Source organism: Limosilactobacillus urinaemulieris (genome assembly GCF_932750685.1).
GTDB lineage: Bacteria > Bacillota > Bacilli > Lactobacillales > Lactobacillaceae > Limosilactobacillus > Limosilactobacillus urinaemulieris.
In genome coordinates this window covers 127,933-146,434 of sequence record NZ_CAKOBX010000001.1, presented here as the reverse complement: position 1 = coordinate 146,434, position 18,502 = coordinate 127,933, and the positions used below count along the sequence as shown (strand labels likewise).

15 protein-coding genes, 2 tRNA genes and 1 pseudogene are annotated in these 18,502 nt (G+C 39.1%); 12 read left to right on the top strand and 6 right to left on the bottom strand.

Annotation, left to right across the window (positions count from 1 at the left end):
- Positions 1-324: 324 nt before the first annotated feature.
- The 3 genes from MR181_RS00705 to MR181_RS00695 all read left to right on the top strand — a co-directional run bounded on the left by MR181_RS00705 (position 325) and on the right by MR181_RS00695 (position 4,805).
- A complete protein-coding gene (locus MR181_RS00705) occupies positions 325-2,589 on the top strand; it encodes an LPXTG cell wall anchor domain-containing protein (protein ID WP_242333725.1) in 2,265 nt (754 codons plus the stop codon).
- Between the two features lie 161 nt (positions 2,590-2,750).
- Positions 2,751-4,154 (top strand): AbiH family protein, encoded by a 1,404-nt coding sequence (locus tag MR181_RS00700; RefSeq protein WP_242333722.1) that lies wholly within the window; start codon positions 2,751-2,753, stop codon positions 4,152-4,154.
- A gap of 24 nt (positions 4,155-4,178) precedes the next feature.
- Complete coding sequence (locus MR181_RS00695) at positions 4,179-4,805, top strand: hypothetical protein (protein WP_242333719.1); 627 nt, start codon at positions 4,179-4,181, stop codon at positions 4,803-4,805.
- Positions 4,806-4,882: 77 nt separating this feature from the next.
- Here the strand turns inward: MR181_RS00695 and MR181_RS00690 are convergent, their stop codons facing one another.
- Positions 4,883-5,815, bottom strand: coding sequence for an Rpn family recombination-promoting nuclease/putative transposase (locus tag MR181_RS00690; RefSeq protein WP_242333716.1), 933 nt, complete (start codon positions 5,813-5,815; stop codon positions 4,883-4,885).
- 168 nt (positions 5,816-5,983) lie between these two features.
- On the opposite strand from MR181_RS00690, the gene MR181_RS00685 reads away from it, so the two are divergent.
- Entirely contained in the window at positions 5,984-7,342 is a 1,359-nt protein-coding gene (locus MR181_RS00685) for a glucose-6-phosphate isomerase (RefSeq protein WP_242333713.1), read from the top strand.
- On the top strand, positions 7,343-7,546 hold the full coding sequence (locus tag MR181_RS00680) for a hypothetical protein (RefSeq protein ID WP_242333710.1): 204 nt from the start codon (positions 7,343-7,345) through the stop codon (positions 7,544-7,546).
- A 58-nt stretch (positions 7,547-7,604) separates the two neighbouring features.
- Here MR181_RS00680 and MR181_RS00675 read toward each other — a convergent pair whose 3' ends face one another.
- On the bottom strand, positions 7,605-8,447 hold the full coding sequence (locus MR181_RS00675) for a DNA-binding domain-containing protein (RefSeq protein WP_242333707.1): 843 nt from the start codon (positions 8,445-8,447) through the stop codon (positions 7,605-7,607).
- Between the two features lie 301 nt (positions 8,448-8,748).
- Between MR181_RS00675 and argF the strand changes: the two genes are divergently transcribed.
- Together argF and arcC are read left to right on the top strand one after the other, a co-directional pair.
- Positions 8,749-9,756, top strand: a complete 1,008-nt coding sequence (gene argF / locus MR181_RS00670) for an ornithine carbamoyltransferase (protein WP_102168036.1) — start codon at positions 8,749-8,751, stop codon at positions 9,754-9,756.
- 13 nt (positions 9,757-9,769) lie between these two features.
- Positions 9,770-10,702, top strand: coding sequence for a carbamate kinase (arcC, locus tag MR181_RS00665; protein ID WP_102168037.1), 933 nt, complete (start codon positions 9,770-9,772; stop codon positions 10,700-10,702).
- A gap of 146 nt (positions 10,703-10,848) precedes the next feature.
- Here arcC and MR181_RS00660 read toward each other — a convergent pair whose 3' ends face one another.
- From MR181_RS00660 to MR181_RS00650, 3 genes are all read right to left on the bottom strand, one after another.
- Positions 10,849-11,199, bottom strand: coding sequence for a hypothetical protein (locus MR181_RS00660; RefSeq protein ID WP_242333704.1), 351 nt, complete (start codon positions 11,197-11,199; stop codon positions 10,849-10,851).
- A 19-nt stretch (positions 11,200-11,218) separates the two neighbouring features.
- A complete protein-coding gene (locus MR181_RS00655; RefSeq protein ID WP_242333700.1) occupies positions 11,219-12,136 on the bottom strand; it encodes an EamA family transporter in 918 nt (305 codons plus the stop codon).
- An 83-nt stretch (positions 12,137-12,219) separates the two neighbouring features.
- Complete coding sequence (locus tag MR181_RS00650; RefSeq protein WP_242333697.1) at positions 12,220-12,954, bottom strand: matrixin family metalloprotease; 735 nt, start codon at positions 12,952-12,954, stop codon at positions 12,220-12,222.
- 143 nt (positions 12,955-13,097) lie between these two features.
- On the opposite strand from MR181_RS00650, the gene MR181_RS00645 reads away from it, so the two are divergent.
- From MR181_RS00645 to ltrA, 5 genes and pseudogenes are all read left to right on the top strand, one after another.
- Positions 13,098-13,553 carry a DUF7679 family protein gene (locus MR181_RS00645; protein WP_242333694.1) on the top strand — a complete coding sequence of 152 codons (456 nt, stop codon included), beginning with the start codon at positions 13,098-13,100 and terminating at the stop codon, positions 13,551-13,553.
- 78 nt (positions 13,554-13,631) lie between these two features.
- A tRNA-Gln gene (locus tag MR181_RS00640) sits at positions 13,632-13,704 on the top strand.
- A 100-nt stretch (positions 13,705-13,804) separates the two neighbouring features.
- The gene (locus MR181_RS00635) at positions 13,805-14,134 is read left to right on the top strand and encodes a hypothetical protein (protein ID WP_242333691.1); all 330 of its coding nucleotides are present in this window, start codon (positions 13,805-13,807) and stop codon (positions 14,132-14,134) included.
- A 147-nt stretch (positions 14,135-14,281) separates the two neighbouring features.
- A tRNA-Glu gene (locus MR181_RS00630) sits at positions 14,282-14,354 on the top strand.
- Positions 14,355-14,989: 635 nt separating this feature from the next.
- Positions 14,990-16,364, top strand: a pseudogene (gene ltrA / locus MR181_RS00625) (group II intron reverse transcriptase/maturase).
- Between the two features lie 106 nt (positions 16,365-16,470).
- Here the strand turns inward: ltrA and MR181_RS00620 are convergent.
- Positions 16,471-17,883, bottom strand: a complete 1,413-nt coding sequence (locus tag MR181_RS00620) for an arylsulfotransferase family protein (RefSeq protein ID WP_242333688.1) — start codon at positions 17,881-17,883, stop codon at positions 16,471-16,473.
- Positions 17,884-18,502 lie beyond the last annotated feature (619 nt).

Here is an 18,502-nt window from a genome sequence, read left to right as displayed (position 1 = left end):
GGGGGAGATTCCAGCGTTCTATTTGAGTTTTCACTAAGAAGTAAAAGAAGCCTGAAAAAAGAATAGAAGCTTTTTCAGGGTTAGGAATTAGCTAGTTGTTGTATTTTTAAGTTAAGGTGAAAAATTTATGGGCAGTTAGTTAGCTTTTTCACTTTTTGGTAGTTACTTTTCAGTGAAAGCTTGGGTAAAAAGATTTTATTAGGAATCTTCCTTTTTCTTTTAATTGGATTGACGTAACTTAATGGTTGTACAAACGAAAAAGTATTAATTCGGATCACAATGATAGAATTAATGGTTTAGTTACGAGGGAGGAACTATTATATTATGAGTAAGAAAAAGATTCTACAAGCGGTAGCCACTATCGGTGCCGTTACCGCAACCGGTACGATCGCTACCACGGCTCATGCTGACACAACGCCAGCCACTAGTAATACTGCCGTTAGCCAAGCACCATCAGCTGATCAACAATTGTCTAACCTGCAAGCTAGTCAAGCAAAAGCCGAACAGAGTTTAGCTGATCAAAATCAGGCTACATTAAAGTCACAAACAGCAACTATCGAGCAACAAGCTAGTGAAGCAGCAAATAAGGAAAATGCCGCTTATAGTTCAGCTGTAGCTAGTCAAAGCGCTGCTAACCAAAAGGAACTCGCCAATGCTGCCCAACACATTGTGACACCTGCACAAAAGGCCCAACAAGAATCCGCAGCAAAAATTGCTTACGATAAGAGCAAAGCTGATTTGGATGCCCAACATTCAGCCAAGAGCAATCAAATTAAGGCTGACTATGATGCTGCTGTAAAGAAGACTACTGATGATGCCAAGGCTAATCAAACTACAGCTGAACAACAACACACTCAAGAAGTTCAAGATGCTACTAAGGCGGTTAGCGATGCCCAAAACAAGGTCAACAACTTAACCCAATTGAACAACCAGAAGCAAACTGAATTGACTAATGCGAAGAATGAGCTGGATGAAGTGAATAGCACAACAAATGATGAATCATCTAAGGACTCATTCCTTTATTTAAATTCTCACAAAAAGTTTCATATGTCACCGTTGTATATCAGCACGTTAAAAGATACAAGTCAATATCCTGACCCAACATTTGCACCAGGATTTGGTAAAGAAATTAGCAATAATACCGCAATTATTGAAACACCAACCGCTGAAGAAGCAGAAAAGCAGAATTATGATACAGATCTAGAAAATTTGGAAAAGTATACAACCGATTTCTCTGGTTCTAACCAATACTACACCCCAATTTACCAAGACGACCAAGGAGCCTTAATTCCTGAATCATCAAAGAAATTGACTGTATATGCCGCTTACCTTATTAACCAACTTCGTGCACAAGCTGGTTATCCATTAGTTCACGTCAACCAAAAGTATCTTGATTATGGTTACCAACTAATGCACATCTATAATCAAGACATGACCGGTGATGAAATGGATAACATGGATCATGATGCCGAAGGTTTTCAAGACTTTGCCAAAACTCATAACATCATTTGGATCGGTGGAACAATTAATGGAATTGGATTAGGTGGTTCAGATAAAACCGTCACCATTAATGGTCAAACGGTTCACCAGCTCCGAATCAATCTAAATGGGGGAGATCAAGCAATTGCATCCTCTCTAAATGATCTACTTTTAAACGATTCCACTGAACATTTTGGTCATGCTCGATCGCTTTTAGGGGTCACCGACAGTGTCGACGGTCCATACGTCCCATACTTAGCGGTAAACACCGATAATGACGGTAACTGCCAAATCATGATCTTCTACGTTCGCCCAAACACCGCTGATCAAGCCCAAGATCTTGATGTTTCTGCAAATGCTATTCAGCCTAACCCTGGCAAGTCTAGTTCTGACTCCGCTAAGACTCTTCAAGCTGCGCAAACGGCTTACGACAATGCTTATACGGCTGCCCAATCCTCTGCTAAAGATTTAGCCCAAGCAAAGGCTGCCTTAGCTACCGCCCAAGCCAAACTTGCTGACTTACAAAAGTCCCAAGGCACTTCCGCTACGGATCAAGCTCTCCAAGCTAAGTTAAATGACCTGGCAAAGACTCGTGATGCGGCTATGCAAAAGGAAAATGATGCCTACAACACGGCGATGAACAAGCTCAACGCCGACTACCAAGCTAAGTTGGATAACATTAAGAAGCTCCCAACCAACGTTGACGAACTGAAAGCTCAACAAGTAGCTCACTTAGCTGACATGAAGAAGGCGCATGAAGCTAAGTTAGCCCAAATTAATAACGATGCTGTTGCGAAGATTGCTGCTTACAAGGCTCAACTTGACGCTAAGCTCAATGCTTTAAAGGTTAAGGACGTACAAACTTACCAGGCACTGCATAATGAATTATTCCCACAAGCACAAGCTAGTGTTAAGAGTGCTATCAATGGTTCAGGTTCCTACATGACCGCTAACGGTCAAGCAGTAAGTTTCCCTACTAAGAGTAGTAGTCATTCTGCAGTAAGTGAAGCTACGTTGCCTCAGACTGGTAATAGTAGTTCCGTTGCAGTAATGGCATTAGGTATTGTTTCTGCAATGTTTGGCTTTGGTTTAGCTAAGAAACGGTATTAATAGGTTCGATCGAGAGATCTGAAGTGATGTGTACCCCCAGAGTTAATTTCTAACTCTGGGGGTACACATCGCCTTCGGGGTCTCTTTTAGTAGATGTATGAGCAGACTATATAAATTTTCAGTAATTAAATTGAAGGTATTAATAATCGTGAGGGGAAATTATGCATTTTAGTAAAATTACGGAAAAAGATATCGATGATGGAAAATATAAAGGCAATCAGCGAAATATTATGATGATTGTTGGTAATGGTTTTGATATTGATGTACTTCACTTCCTGAATAAACCGGGGACACGTTATAGCGATTTTGTTGATTATATAGAGGAAAATGAAAGTGATGATTATAAAACTAACAATAATTTATACCAGAAATTAAAGAAAGGTAAGGAAGATAAAAAATGGTCTGACTTAGAATCAGATATTAAGACAATTATTGAAGAACAATTATCAAAAACTAATGAAGAAGACTTTGAAAAGGGATTAATAAAATTAAAGAATGATCTTAAAAACATTAAAACAACCTTTGCAAAGTTTTTACGTAAACAGGTTACTCCTGAAATTAACTCGCAAGTTGTTGAAAATGCGAATCCGCATGATGGTAAGGAACTAGAACAAAATGAAAATAAAGAGAGTAACTATCCTGTTAATGCGGTAGCAAAATTTTTAGGTGATCTTACTCCAGATGATTATAGAAAATTAAAATTTAAGAAATATCAAACTAGGCATGAAAGTCAGTCTCTTAGTAACGAAGAAGGGGCGTTAGGATATTACACTCTTTATAATTGGCTTTTTGTAAATTTGAATTATACTTCAATTTTTGATAATTGTTTTGACTTTAATAAACGCTTTTTTGATCCTTTTCGAAATAAATCAAGTATGACTAATATTTCTTTTTACCCGGCTTGGAAACAAATGTATGATCGATTATTGGTGACAAGAACAATAAATGGTGGAGAAGGTTACATAAGATCAAATAAAATCAAATTTTCATCTTACTTAATGTCAAATATTATCCATCCTCATGGTAAAGAATGGGTTCCAGATTCGATGCTTTTTGGCTTTAGTAGTGTGCAGCAGTTAAAAGTGCAACCGCAAAATAATAATATAGAAAAGTTAATCAAGGAATTTATTAAACCACTTTGGTCAGTAAGTAAACTTAAGTATGAGCCATTATTTGGCGAAGCAGATCTATTTATCGTTTATGGGGCCTCAATTGGTGAATCGGATGCTTGGTGGTGGAATCATATATTAGAGCAATTAAAGAAAAATGTTGATGAGACAGGCCACCAACCTGAATTGATTATTTATAATTATCTAGAGCCTACGGAAAATGAGGTAGGAATTGATGCCTTAAAAGATGGAAACAAGGCAGCACTAGAAGGTATTTCAGAAGATGTTAAAAAACGGTTCGTTAGAGAGGCACTTTCTTATAATACTTGTGTAGTTGAACCATCAGAAGTTGATTCGGAATACGAGTATGTAAAAGATAAGATCTTTGTAGTTAGTTATGATAATAATTACAAGAAAGTTGCCTTTACTTTTCCGGAGGGTAATAGGCAAGGTTAAGTATAAGTGAATGGGGAGTAATAAATGGTAAGTCTTAAGAATATAGTTCAAAAGTATAAGAAATTGATTTGGACTATTATTGGGGTAGTAGCTGCGGTTATATTGATTATTAGTGGTTATCATATCTACCAACGTCAGCAAGACGCACAGGCCAAGGCGGCAATTGAAAAGGTATGTAAAAGTACAGCGTCACTTGAAGGAATAACCAGTGATTTTCAAATTATGGACGTTAATGCCCATAAGAAGATCGTTAAGTTTCAAATGAATGAGGAACTAAGTAATGCGCTTGAATCAAACATCAAAGCGTATGTGGACGATCATGTTTCAACGATTAATCGGTTGTTTGGTGATCCGGAACAGGATTCCGACCCTCAAGGTAATTTGAGGATCACTGGTACACAAGTTCAACCGGTTTGCTACGCGATTGCTTCTAATAAGACCTTTGTGAAGAAGTATGGCAAGAGTTGGACCGTTGGGGTTTATAATGCTCAGGGTAAGTTGGAATATGTTTACAGGGATGATAAGTTCATTCAAAAGCCTGAACTCTATTTAGCATCGGTAATTGAAAAGGGTGCAGAAGAGCATGATCAGAATGCTGTAGAGATTACTGAAGCTGTATTGAACGCTGTTGGTAGTCGTACTAGTGAGTAATATTTGTTTCATTAGAAAAGCACTCCATAGTCGCTAAGATTATGAAGTGCTTTTTGTTAGTTCTAATGGGTCAAGGATTATTTCATTTTATCCAGTGCTTCCTGGTAGTCCTTAGCGGCTTCTGCAGGATCAATTTGGCGAATATTGATTAAGAAGTTTTCAACTTGTTCCTTAGTTTGGCCACTTTTGATTAAGTCGGTAATTAAGGAGAGGCGCTCTTTAACTAATCCTTGCTCAATACCTTGTTCAATGCCTTGCTCGATACCTTGTTTTAGACCTTCTTCGTGCCCTTGTTTTAGACTTTCTTCGTGTCCTTGCTTTAGGCCTTCTTTTAGTTTGTTTTCGATATCCATTTCGTATAATGTCCGTAGCATATATTCTCTCCTCCATTCCTGGTTCTGTTTTACAAACGATATTCTTTTCTTTAATTTTATAATGAGGTCGTCTTCTTCATCAAGCTTTCGATTGGCTATTAAATCCAGTACGTTTTGCAACTTTGGGCCAACCGTTTTTCGGTGACTAGTAATATCGAAAAAAACTGATTTTTCGTGATCCTGGTATGTATAGTTAGGATAATTCTCAATAATCCGCTTAACATCGTATTGCTGTTCACCGAGGCCAAAGGGATCAAAGCAACAGAAGAAGATCACAAATGATTTATTAGCTTTGATGTAGTTTTTCCCTTTTATATACGCAGCCGTTGCGAGACTTGATTGGTAAAAGCGGGCCCGTTGTGGCAAATTATGATTATTTTCGACTTGCATCTCCAAATCATAGTGACGGTTATCATAATCTTTGACATAAATATCAAAACGGGAACTTTTGGCATCATGGGTGGCTTTGATTTCCTGCTGACTATTGAGAATCTTAATTCCTTTAATTGTCATTGTTGGAAAGATTCGCCGTAATAACTCTAATGTGATTTTGAGATCGAGAAAGGTCTTGCTAAAGATGAAATCATCAGTCAGACCAGCCTCTTCCCAGCTTTTCCTTGAACCTGTTTGTTCCATTTTCTACTCCTTTTATATGAATTTTGAGAAGACCTCTCAAATTAATAGAACGAAGAATAATGGAAAAAATCACTAAATTATTTTTGTTGTTTCTTCTAATTGAAAACGGCTTCATGGTTCGGTATGATTAGGGGTGTAAATATTAATATTAAGAAAGAAGTTCTGAAAATGGCTCATATTTCATTTGATCAAACAGGCTTAAAGAAATTTGTTAACGATAACGAATTAGGCGAAATGCAAGCAATGGTAAATGCGGCGGATGACGAATTACGCAACGGTACTGGTGCTGGGGCGGACTTCCGTGACTGGCTTCACTTGCCAACGGAATACGACAAGGATGAGTTTGCGCGGATTAAGGCCGCTGCCAAGAAGATCCAATCAGATTCAGACATCTTAGTGGTCATCGGGATTGGTGGTTCTTACCTTGGTGCCCGGATGGCAGTTGACTTCTTGCACAACACCTTCTACCAAGCCCAAAAGGCCGAGGATCGGAAGTACCCATTAGTACTCTTTGCCGGGAACTCCTTAAGTTCAACTTATCTTCATGACTTGATTGAATTGATTGGTGACAAGGACTTCTCCGTTAACGTTGTTTCCAAGTCAGGAACCACAACTGAACCATCAATTGCTTTCCGGATCTTCAAGAACCTCTTGATTAAGAAGTATGGCGAGGATGAAGCTAACAAGCGGATCTACGCTACCACTGATAAGGCTAAGGGGGCTTTAAAGACCGAAGCCGATGCCCACGGCTACGAAAGCTTTGTCATTCAAGACGGCATTGGTGGTCGTTACTCCGTCCTTTCCCCAGTTGGTCTCTTACCAATTGCTGTTTCTGGCGGTAATATTGACCAGTTAATGGCCGGGGCTGCCCAAGCCGAAAAGGATTACACGGATCCAAAATTAGAAAACAACGAAGCTTACCAATACGCTGCTTACCGGAACATTCTTTACCGGAAGGGCTTTGAAACCGAATTGCTGGAAAACTACGAACCAAACATGACGATGTTTGCCGAATGGTGGAAGCAATTAGCTGGTGAATCTGAAGGAAAGGATCACAAGGGTATTTACCCATCCAGTGCTAACTTCACCACTGACCTTCACTCCCTTGGTCAATACATCCAAGAAGGTCGCCGGTTCTTGATGGAAACCGTTGTTAAGTTAGACCAGCCCAACCACGATATGGAAATCCCAAGCGAACCGGATAACCTCGATGGCTTAGGCTACTTGGAAGGCAAGACGATGGACTTTGCCAATACCAAGGCATACGAAGCGGTTGTCGCTGCCCATACCGCTGGTGGTGTACCGGTAATGACTGTTCACATTCCAAAGGAAGATGAATACACCCTTGGTTACCTAATCTACTTCTTTGAAGTGGCGATGGGAATCTCCGGCTACCTTAATGGGATCAACCCATTCAACCAACCAGGCGTGGAAGCATACAAGGTTAACATGTTTGGCCTGTTAGGCAAGCCAGGTTACGAAGAGATCGGCAAGAAGCTGCGGGCTGAAATGGACGAGAATAAGTAAATGACTCGTCAGCAACTCAATAAGCAACGTCATCAGCTGCAGATGCGAATTGCTGTTTGGTGTGTTTTGACAATTTGCTTTACGATTTTAAATACGTTCAAACTAATCCCATTCTTGCAGTGGGTTATGTGGATCGCAGCACTATATACCTTTATTTTGATTATTATTTGGGTTTATTTGACGATCCAACTGATGAAAAAATAGAAGAACCGTTCAGAAACTTTGCTAGTTTCTGAATGGTTCTTCTATTTTTAATAATCATTTAACTTTGAGCACTTTCCTGAACCAAACCGTTGAAAAAGTGCTTGACTGAAACTTGACCACCACGTGAGGAAGTACCGTTAATAATTTTCATTTCATTATGAACATTCTTGTATTCAAAAAGGTTATTAGCATATTCTAAAATAATATCGTTTTCTGGATAATCAATACACATGTGGGCGAGGTTATTTAGCCCTGTCTTAAGGTCACGACGAATTCGCTGAAGAATAATTTTTTTACCGTGATCGTCACAGCGGAAAATTTCATGAAAGTTAATGTTATCAAACGTAATTCCTTGTTCAATCATGACATTGATAATCCGGGTAATGTCTTGGGCGCCAGAACCATTTGTAATCCCGAGAAAACGAAGAATTGACTTCACATTTTCCTTTTCTTTACTCTTGAAGTTAATATTGGTTGTGTTCTGGTTAGCAGCTCCACTGACCAGATCAAGGATCTGCAACATTCGGTTTGACATGTTGATGTTTTCGCCAATTAATTTAATGACAGTTTTTACTTCAGCAACGTTCAAGGGTTTTTCGATGCAAAAGTCAACTCCGGCCTGGTAAGCATTTGTCCTTCCAGCAGGATCAAATGCCTGACTAACCATTATAAAGTGGGGGTGGTGGTTGCTTTGCTGAATTCGTTTAATTAGTTCAATTCCGTTAATTTGGGACAGGGACGGGTTAACAAACATAACATCAATACTTAGGCGAATAACGTCCTCAAATGCCTGCTCAGCATTGAAGGTTGTACCAACAACTGAATTATTAAAGTCATTTTCAATAATATCTTTAAGGAGAGATGTAGCGTTGTTATCATTATCAACAATGTAGAAGTTCATTTTAATACCTCGAATCAAATTGAGTCATTTTGAGTTTATTTGAAGCAAGAGTGAAAGTCAATAATAATTCATTAGATATTGAATATTAAGCATACTGATTAATAAAATACTTGTGAAATGTATATTATTGGTCTGAATAATGTATGAATAGTGATGGTTCCGCTTTCTTTAAATGTATATTTTTGATCATTGTGAAAATAAATTTAAAGTTTTTGATGGATCATTTTGAAGCAAAATGATTTTTTTTGAAAGTGCTTACTATTATATAAATCGTAAAGAATTTCAAGGAGGAAATTTAATTATGGCATTCAATTTACGTAATCGTAGTTTTTTGACACTTTCAGACTTTAACAAGCGTGAAATGGAATACATGCTTGACCTTGCTGAAGATTTAAAGAAGGCTAAGTACGCTGGTACTGAAGGTAAGAACCTTGAAGGCAAGAACATTGCCTTAATCTTCGAAAAGAGCTCAACTCGTACTCGTTGCTCATTCGAAGTTGGTGCTAAGGATGAAGGTGCTCACGTAACTTACCTTGGCCCATCAGGCTCACACATTGGTCACAAGGAATCTGTTAAGGATACTGCCCGTGTTCTTGGTGGTATGTTTGATGGTATTGAATACCGTGGTTTCTCACAACGGAATGTTGAAACTTTGGCTAAGTACTCAGGTGTTCCAGTTTGGAACGGTTTAACTGATGAAGACCACCCAACACAAGTATTGGCTGACTTCTTAACTGCTCATGAAGTATTGAAGAAGCCTTACGAACAAATCAAGTTTGCCTTTGTTGGTGACGGTCAAGACAACGTATCTAACGCTTTGATGTTAGGTGCTGCTGTTATGGGTATGGAATACCACGTTGTAACTCCTAAGGAATTGAACCCAACTAAGGAAGTTCTTGACAAGGCTAACGCTATTGCTGCTGAAACTGGCGCTAAGATCGTTGTTTCTAACGACGTTAAGGAAGGCGTTAAGGGCATGGATGTTATCTACGCCGATGTTTGGGTATCAATGGGTGAATCAGATGACATGTGGGAAAAGCGGATCAAGCTTCTCAAGCCTTACCAAGTTACTAAGGAAGTTATGGACGCTACTGAAAACCCTAACGCTATCTTCGAACACTGCCTTCCAGCATTCCACAACCTTGACACTGAAGTAGGTAAGGAAATCTACAAGAAGTTCGGTCTTAAGGAAATGGAAGTTACTGATGAAGTCTTCGAAAGCAAGAACTCAGTTGTATTCCGTGAAGCTGAAAACCGGATGCACACTATCAAGGCTGTTATGGTTGCAACCTTAGGTGAACACAACTAAGGAGGACTCCTAAATGGCTAAAGTAGTTGTTGCCTTGGGTGGTAACGCCCTCGGTAAGTCTCCCGAAGAACAATTGAAGTTAGTTAAGAATACTGCTTCATCATTAATCGGGTTAATTGATGCTGGTAACCAAGTTGTCATCAGCCACGGTAATGGTCCACAAGTTGGTGCAATTAATCTTGGTATGAACTTTGCCGCTGAAAATGGGAAGACAGCTGCCTTCCCATTCCCAGAATGTGGTGCAATGAGTCAGGGTTACATTGGTTACCACTTACAACAAAGTCTTCAAAATGAATTGCACCGTCGTTGGATGAACAAGAATGTAGCAACTGTTGTTACTCAAATTGCTGTTGATCCAGAAGACCCTGCATTCCAAAACCCTTCTAAGCCTGTTGGTGACTTCTACACTAAAGAACAAGCTGAACAGATTGAAAAGGAAAAAGGCTACACCTTCAAAGAAGATGCTGGTCGTGGCTACCGTCAAGTTGTTCCTTCTCCACTTCCACAGAAGATTATGGAATTGAACAGCATCAAGACCTTGATTGAAGCTGGCGATCTTGTTATTGCTGGTGGTGGTGGCGGTGTTCCCGTTATCATGACTGACGATGGCTTACAAGGTGTTCCAGCAGTTATCGACAAGGATCGTTCTAGCGCATTACTTGCTGATAAGATTGATGCTGATACTTTAATCATCTTAACTGCTGTTGATTACGTATTTGTAAATTACGGTAAGCCAGATGAAAAGGCTTTGAAGACATTAAATGTTGCTGAAGCCCAAAAGTACATGGATGAAAAGCAATTTGCTGCTGGTAGTATGCTTCCTAAGATTGAAGCCTGCTTATCCTTCGTTGAAGGTCACCCAGAGCGGAAAGCTTTGATTACCTCACTTAACGGCTTGGACGATGCCCTTGCTGGTAAGGTGGGTACTGTTATTAGCGATAACTAATCATAAGTCTATCTCTCGTAAGACTATCCGGGTAATTCTGGATAGTCTTTTTTGGTTCCAAGTATTAAGCTTTTTTTAACTAAACAAGGCCCCAGACCCGAATTCAAGATTCAGGCCTGGGGCTAATTATTTCTTACACCGATACTTTAGTTATTATCCTTTTTGCTGTCTGCACTAATTGTATAATTTTTTGCTTGATCTTCGTTATACCTTGCAAGAAGAATTTGCTGGTCCTTATCTTTAATGAGATTTTTAATATCCTCATCAGGTTTCAGCTCAGGCTTTTCCTTAATAATTTGATCTAAGACTTCATCAGAGAACTTAAATTCGGGCTGGACCTTAGTATCACCGTTAAGAACATCAATTGTTTCATCATAGGAAAGGATCTTTAATTTCCAGCTTGTCCTATCAGCGTCAGGCTGGTGAAGAACGTTGGGATCATTTTTAAGATCCTCACGAAAACCATTTTCATCATATTTATAACCATCTTCTGCCATATTGTATTCTCCTTCTTGTTTAGTTATTAGTACTCTTCTTGTGATGTGGGCGAATATTGATTGCACATACCGCAACGATAACCAGAATGGAACCAAGAATATCGGCACCGGTTAGGTAGAGGTGGAAAATTAAAACGGAACCAATAGTTGCGGAAAGTGGTTCAAAGGCATCCATTAGGCTAAATGTTGTTGCATCAATATACTTGAGTGAGGTATTTGCCAGGTAGAACGGAATAATTGTTCCGATAATTAGAATGCTTGCACAGTCAATCCAAACACTGGGAACGTTTGGGATTGATGGCTGTTGGGGATGAATTGCTAGAAGGACGATTCCAGCGAACAGTAGTCCCCATGCAGTTACGTCTAACGATGGCACGCGACCGGTTTGCAACATCTTCTGCGGAATCAAGGTATTAGTTGCAACCCCAACCGCTGAAATAAAGCCCCAAAAGAGGACTGCAGGTGTAACGGCTAAGTGGTTGAAGCGACCGTGAGTGGCAATGATAAAAACACCAAGGAAAGCGATGATTGCGCAAATGATTTCAATTCGTCGTGGCGGCTCATGGCGAAAGACGGCTAGATAAGCGATAATGAAGAATGGGCCAACAAATTGAAGAATAGTGGCGATGGATGCATTCCCTTCCTGAACTGCCATAAAGTAAGCAAACTGGACGGGGACCAGGCCAATTACACCATAGGCAAAAATAACCCAGGTGTCATGTAAATTATGGAAAATTGCAAATGGATGGTTGCCCATTAGTTTGCTGATGATAATCATAATCACACCACCAAAAATTAATCGCCATTGAGTTAGCCATAATGAAGTGATGGCTGGGCTAATATTAAAAAGGGCCTTAGCAAACAGACCAGAAATTCCCCAAAAAGTGGTTGCGGTGATTACCATTGCAAGGCCAAGAGCTTTTTTATTTGAATTCATTGAAACGATAACCTTTCTTAAAAATACACACGATGCCATTTTACCATGAATCAGCTGGTGGATTTTAAATTTTAAGAAGGAATCTAGTTATTATTAGTAGTATTAGTTTGAGCTTGGGGGACAGTTGATGGGGCATTTTTCTTTGAATAGAGGAGCTTAACGTTTTGAATATCTACTGATTGAATTGGGTAATTAGAACCACTTGGCTGCATTACTGAAATATCATCTGTATGATGAAGACCAATTGCATGACCAAGTTCGTGTTCAGCTGTATTGACGATGCGTCGTTGTGAATAACCATAGACTGGATTTAGCAGATATGCAGAGTTGAGTTCAACTCTTACGTAGATGAAGTTACCATTGCCAGAATTAATATTTGCCTCTGTTAAACCAGCTGCGCCATCCTTATCGTCGTCAATTGTTGTAAAAAGGATGTTAGCATTTTTTTGTTTTTTAACCACGTGGAAAGTAAAGGAGCCAGTATCATTCCATGCTTTGATCGCCGATTTGGCAGCGCTTCGTAAAACTGGATCTTTAATATTAATAAAAATAGTGGCAGAATTTGTCGGCCACTTACCGACAGGTTTCGAGTAAGTAGTTTTCTTTTCTGTTTTTTGCGAGTTGTCTTTTGTTAATTTTGGTTTTTGTTTCTTTTTTCCTGTAACCCGGTTAATAACGTTTTGAGTGTGAATCTGGACTTCATGAATGAGAATATTAACGTTAGAGTTTACTGTTTCAATGTTCTGATAAGACCAGATTGCAGTGATAAAAATTATACTATAGATTAGCGGGAGAAAGAATTTCGAATACTTCTTCATTGGATTGCCCCCATAAAGTGCATTCTAATGAACTTCTCACAGCTTGTCTATTATTTAGAATGGATTTTTACCTATGTAAGTCGCTAATGAGAAAAGTTTTGCGGTAAAATAGTAATAACAAGGTTGCGAGGGGGAAATCGATCATGGTTGCAGCATTTAAACTCCATGTTGAACTTAGTTGGGGCGAAAAGAGAGATTACCTATTAGCAAACGATGTGGAGCCAGGCTTAGAGCATCGTTATCAAACACGAGAGAATTGGCAAGAGGTAATGAAGAATGCTTTGATTAATGTTCCGGTTGGCCCATACATTAAAGAAAATCGGGTAGTTCCGCCAATTGCGACTGCTAAAGTGTTGGATGTCACCGCGGTAGACCAAGTCGATCCAAAGTTACAACGGACACGGAGTCAATTTATAATGGCTGCTGTCTGGGAAAACCAGTCTGATGCGCAGGATTACAATTTTATGCATCATGATTACTCACGGTGGTCACAACGGCAAATTAAGGCAGATGTTAACTATTGGAATAGTGGCACTAGGCATCCATGGATTAATATGGTAACGAAGTGGCGAAGTTGGTTACAAAAACATCGTCACTAGTGAATTTGATTAAAATTAATCGGAAGAAAATGGTTGACTAATTAAAATTCACCGTGTATATTATTATTGTTATCTTATTGGGCATTCGCCAAACTGGTAAGGCAGTGGACTCTGAATCCATAATTTACTGGTTCGAGACCAGTATGCCCAACTAGTTAAGGTTCCGTATTATTCGGAGCCTTTTTTTATTGAAACTTTATGTGTGATTTGTTTCTTGGTAAAATACTTTTAGACATTGAGGAGAAGAGAAAATGGCAAGTAATTCTGATTCAATTTATTACGTATTAACCAAGATTAAGCATCATCCAGAACTAATAACTAGTGAAAAAGTACAGTATACTAACACAATTTCCGTTTTTATTAAGGATTCATTGAAAATTGCGGATGCTTCTTTCTACTTTCCGGATGATCGCCTAATGGTAAATCGGCTATCAAATGACTTTGTAGCTAAAAACGGTGATTTACTAGAAAGTTTTTTTGTTAAGACACATCAAGAGAAGAAAAATTATCACGATGTTTGGGTGACAACCGCTCATGTCAAGAAGATGAGGGTTTATTTATTAGAGCTATCGTTCGAATGATTTTATCTTTATTATTTTAAAGATTCTTGGAAACAGTGGGGCCGCTTTAGCAGGCCTTTTGAGGTAATCCTGATTGATCCAGGTAGTAAATTAATTAGTGTTTGACAATATGTGAGAAAATCTGTATACTTCTCTTGTATTGTTTATTGCCCGCTGGTCAAATTGGTTAAGACGTCGCCCTCTCAAGGCGGAGTTACGGGTTCGATCCCCGTGCGGGTGATTTTTTTAGTTTTAATAGCTTTCAATAGGCTTCAAAACGTTGATATATCAACATTTTTATTTTTGATAAAACCTATTGAAAGCTATTTTTTCATAAAATTGTTGCGCGTGTGTTGCGCGCAACTTGCAAATAATTTTAATATTTGGTTCCGGCATGATGCGTCCTTAGTTACTTACTAAGGACGTTTTTAAAGTGCGCCCGGCATGGGTATTAGCTAGGCGGTGAAAGTCCGCTATGGGCCGTAGTGGTCGGAATCATGAGCTAAGTATAAGGGTGTCCACTGCGAGGTGGAATCTGAAGGAAGTCTAAGGCAAAATACTGCACCGATGAACAAGAAGTAGCTATAAGTCTGAGGGTAACTGGATTAAGGTTGCTTTACAAACTAAAGTCCAATACTACTCGAGATTACTTTCAGTAAAGCTACCGGTGACATGGTACGAAAGCTAATATTCTTACCCGGGGAGGCCTGACTTACACGTTTCCGACAAGAGGAATGAATGAAATTCCACAGAAACAAGCGATGCAGTGATGTGGCGTTGGGTAAGTCAGAAGTCAGCCGAGGTCATAGTAGTCTGATTAATCAGATGAAGGACTGAACGACAATAACTCATAAATTATATCGGAGGTATAATCAGGTGCGACGACCGCAGAAAACAGAACAACAAGCTGACCGCTTGTCGAGGACAGGTTTGGAAAACCGAAAGTACACAAGGGCGCGTAGTACCGATTATGGTGAAGGTAAAGGTATGAGTGTCACTATCCAAGACTTAGTCTTGGACCGCAATAATCTTAATCAGGCATATTTGCGGGTAAAGAAAAATAAAGGGGCAGCGGGCATCGATGACATGACTGTCGATGACCTCTTGCCATACCCTAGGGAAAACAAAACGGTATTAATTACCAGTTTACGTGATGGTAATTATAAGCCAGCACCAGTCAAACGAGTAGAAATTCTAAAGCCCAATGGTGGCGTAAGGAAGTTAGGGATCGGTAGTGGACCGAATGGTCCAACAAGTAGTTGCCCAGGTCCTCACGCCTATCTTTGAACGGGTTTTCTCTGATAATAGTTTTGGCTTTCGCCCTCATCGTGGCGCCCAAGACGCAATCGCCAAGGTAGTTAATCTATATAATCAGGGTTACCGACGAGTAGTTGACTTAGACTTAAAGGCCTACTTTGACAATGTCAATCATGATCTAATGATTAAATACCTCCAACAATATATTGATGACCCATGGACATTAAGACTTATTCGTAAATTTCTAACGAGTGGAGTCTTAGACCATGGGCTTTTCGCTAGGAGCGATAAAGGAACTCCGCAAGGTGGACCATTATCACCATTACTAGCAAATGTTTATCTAAATGAGTTGGATAAAGAGTTGACCAGACGTGGTCATCATTTTGTGCGCTATGCGGACGACTGTAACATTTACGTTAAAAATCAACGGGCTGGAGAAAGAGTAATGCGAAGTATTACCCAGTTTCTTGAAAAGCGATTGAAGGTTAAAGTTAATCCAGATAAAACCAAAGTAGGTAGTCCATTGCGCCTGAAATTTCTTGGCTTTTCGTTAGGGGTAGATCAGAATGGTGCCTATGCCCGACCGGCCAAGCAATCACAACAACGAGTAAAACAAGCATTAAAGCTTTTAACCAAACGTAATCGAGGAGTTTCCCTGATTAAAATGTTTGAGGAAATTCATCGCAAAATGCGAGGTTGGCTTCAATACTACTCAATTGGGAAACTGACTAGCTTTATCCAACGACTTGACCAGTGGTTAAGGGCGCGAATAAGGCAATATATTTGAAAGCAATGGAAGAAGTTCAAAACTAAGGTTACTAACTTACAGAAGTTAGGTCTGTCCTATCGTGATGCGTTTATCTTCGCTAGTACCCGGAAGGGTTACTGGCGGACTGCACACAGTAAGACACTAAATTATTCTCTAACAAACAGAAAACTGGAACACCTTGGACTAATAAATATGTCCAAGACGCTCCAGTCAATTCAAAAGTGATTAAATTGTCGAACCGCCGTATACGGAACCGTACGTACGGTGGTGTGAGAGGTCGGTAATTGAACTAATCAATTACCTCCTACTCGATTGTTAATATTGAGAGAATTTAATTATTATTTTTGGCTGGTGATGGTTTATTATAGCCATAAGTTCCAGGGACTGAAACCGTATTGTTTGGATTGAGGCTCGGATCAGCAGCTCCTGGTAGGTGAAACTCACTATTAGCTGGCGGAGTTACTGCTACTTCTGTTGAATGAGATAATTGGGGGATCCAATCATAAGGGATTCGATAAGCACGATAAATTAGATGATCAGCAATATATGGATAAATATATTCCCAAACTATTTCATGGCTTGGCGTAACCTCTAAGAAACGTCCGCCGGCACCTTCGTCAATTAATGTATTTCCATTTGGAAGCCGTTGGACGCTACCTTGTAATGGAGAGTAAAAGTAATTAGCGTGGGCTGCTGCTTTATAGCCCATATCTTTTGCAGAAAAGTTCCATTTCTTTTCTAAGGTAATTGGGTTAAATTCAATAACCTCTGATCCATCAATGCGTGTTGTTTTCATTCCGGTTGACGAGGTTTGGTTAGGTGCGCCATAGCCAGCCCAGCCTCCATTGTTGAGAGCAAGAATATTTCCAGCGCCAGGTAAACCTTTAGGAATTAAATGCACATTATGCATCCCTACTAGAGGTCCTAATTTACGTAAAGCAAAACTCTTAGTAAAGTCAGGACCTAATAGCCAAACGATTTTCCCAGTATCGTGGTCAACAATCCAACTCATCATTGCTTCACGCGATCCCATTAGAATGTTATTCGGTTTGAATCGCTGGTCACCTTGATCAAACCATTTATTTGGTCCAAGATAACTAGCATAATTAATATGAAATACGTCCCCTTCATTACTAGTAGATTGAAAGTTGGGGTTCTTAAAGATTGCATTTTTTTGTTCATCAGTTAATGGAAAATCATTAAAATGATCTAGTGTACTCCAAGACCAAAGCTTGTTACCATCGCGGTCAATTTCTAATAAGACATGATCAAGAAGGGGATAGGGTGATATTGGATCAATTTTTCGATCATGGTGAGTAAGAAGTAAAACTTTTTTAAAGTCATCTTTTGTTTCTTGCCCAGGTACGAAATACCCCACCGGATTTCCTTCAAGTTGATAATCGTGGTGGACTCTTGCAACCCATGTTTTTCCTATTCCTTGATCGGTAACTTCTTCATTGTGGGTAAATGACCATCGAATATTACCGTCCCAATCAATTTCGGTTAAATCGGCATAGTCTTGATAAGCGTCACTGCTTTTTCGACAGCGTAAAGAGCCGAAAACTTTACCACCATTAATCATTTTATTAGGGAAGCCCTGTAAATCTTTCCATTCGTGAACAACTTTTCCGTTCATATCGATTAAGATTGTACCTTCATTTTTAGCATTAAATAGTGTATAACCCGACCAAGTTTTACTAGGTTTGAAGTTAGTAACTCCGGTTGGAAATATTGATTGTCCCATTTTTTCCACTCCTTTGATTATTCAAAACTTAGAAAGTAGTAAATGCAAGTTAGAGAGATTTTTTACTGTTGCGAAGATAGCAGATTCTGTGGTATTTAGACCAGTAATCACGAAATAATCTGGTGCTTTTAACAGGATCCGTTCTTAACAGTTTCCAGATATCGCTTACATTATTGACCAAATAAATATTATAATCAATAATTTTGCAAAGCGAAGGATTGTCAATTGCTTAATCACTTTTTACTTGATTTCATGCTTATCTCCTATGAAAATAGTTGCGGACTTCTACAAAAGCCATTATGGCTATTGCATATTACAATTATTTTATCCCCTAACTACTTTACACTTACTTAAATCATCCAATCCGTCGCTATTTCTCAGAAACGTGTCTAAGAAAAAAAGATTCTTAGTCCAAAAAAGACTGATGAAATGTTGTGACCCCCTCCAAAATTCGGACACAGATTTCCGAGGGCAGTACTTAACGAAGATCATCAGTCTTTTTTATATTTTTTAGTATCGTTTCGTCTTTAAATCTTCAGCATCCTAAATATCAATTAAATTAAATCTCCTAGTTCAAAAACTTATATTTTGAAAAGATTCACTACTAGAGAAAAAGAAA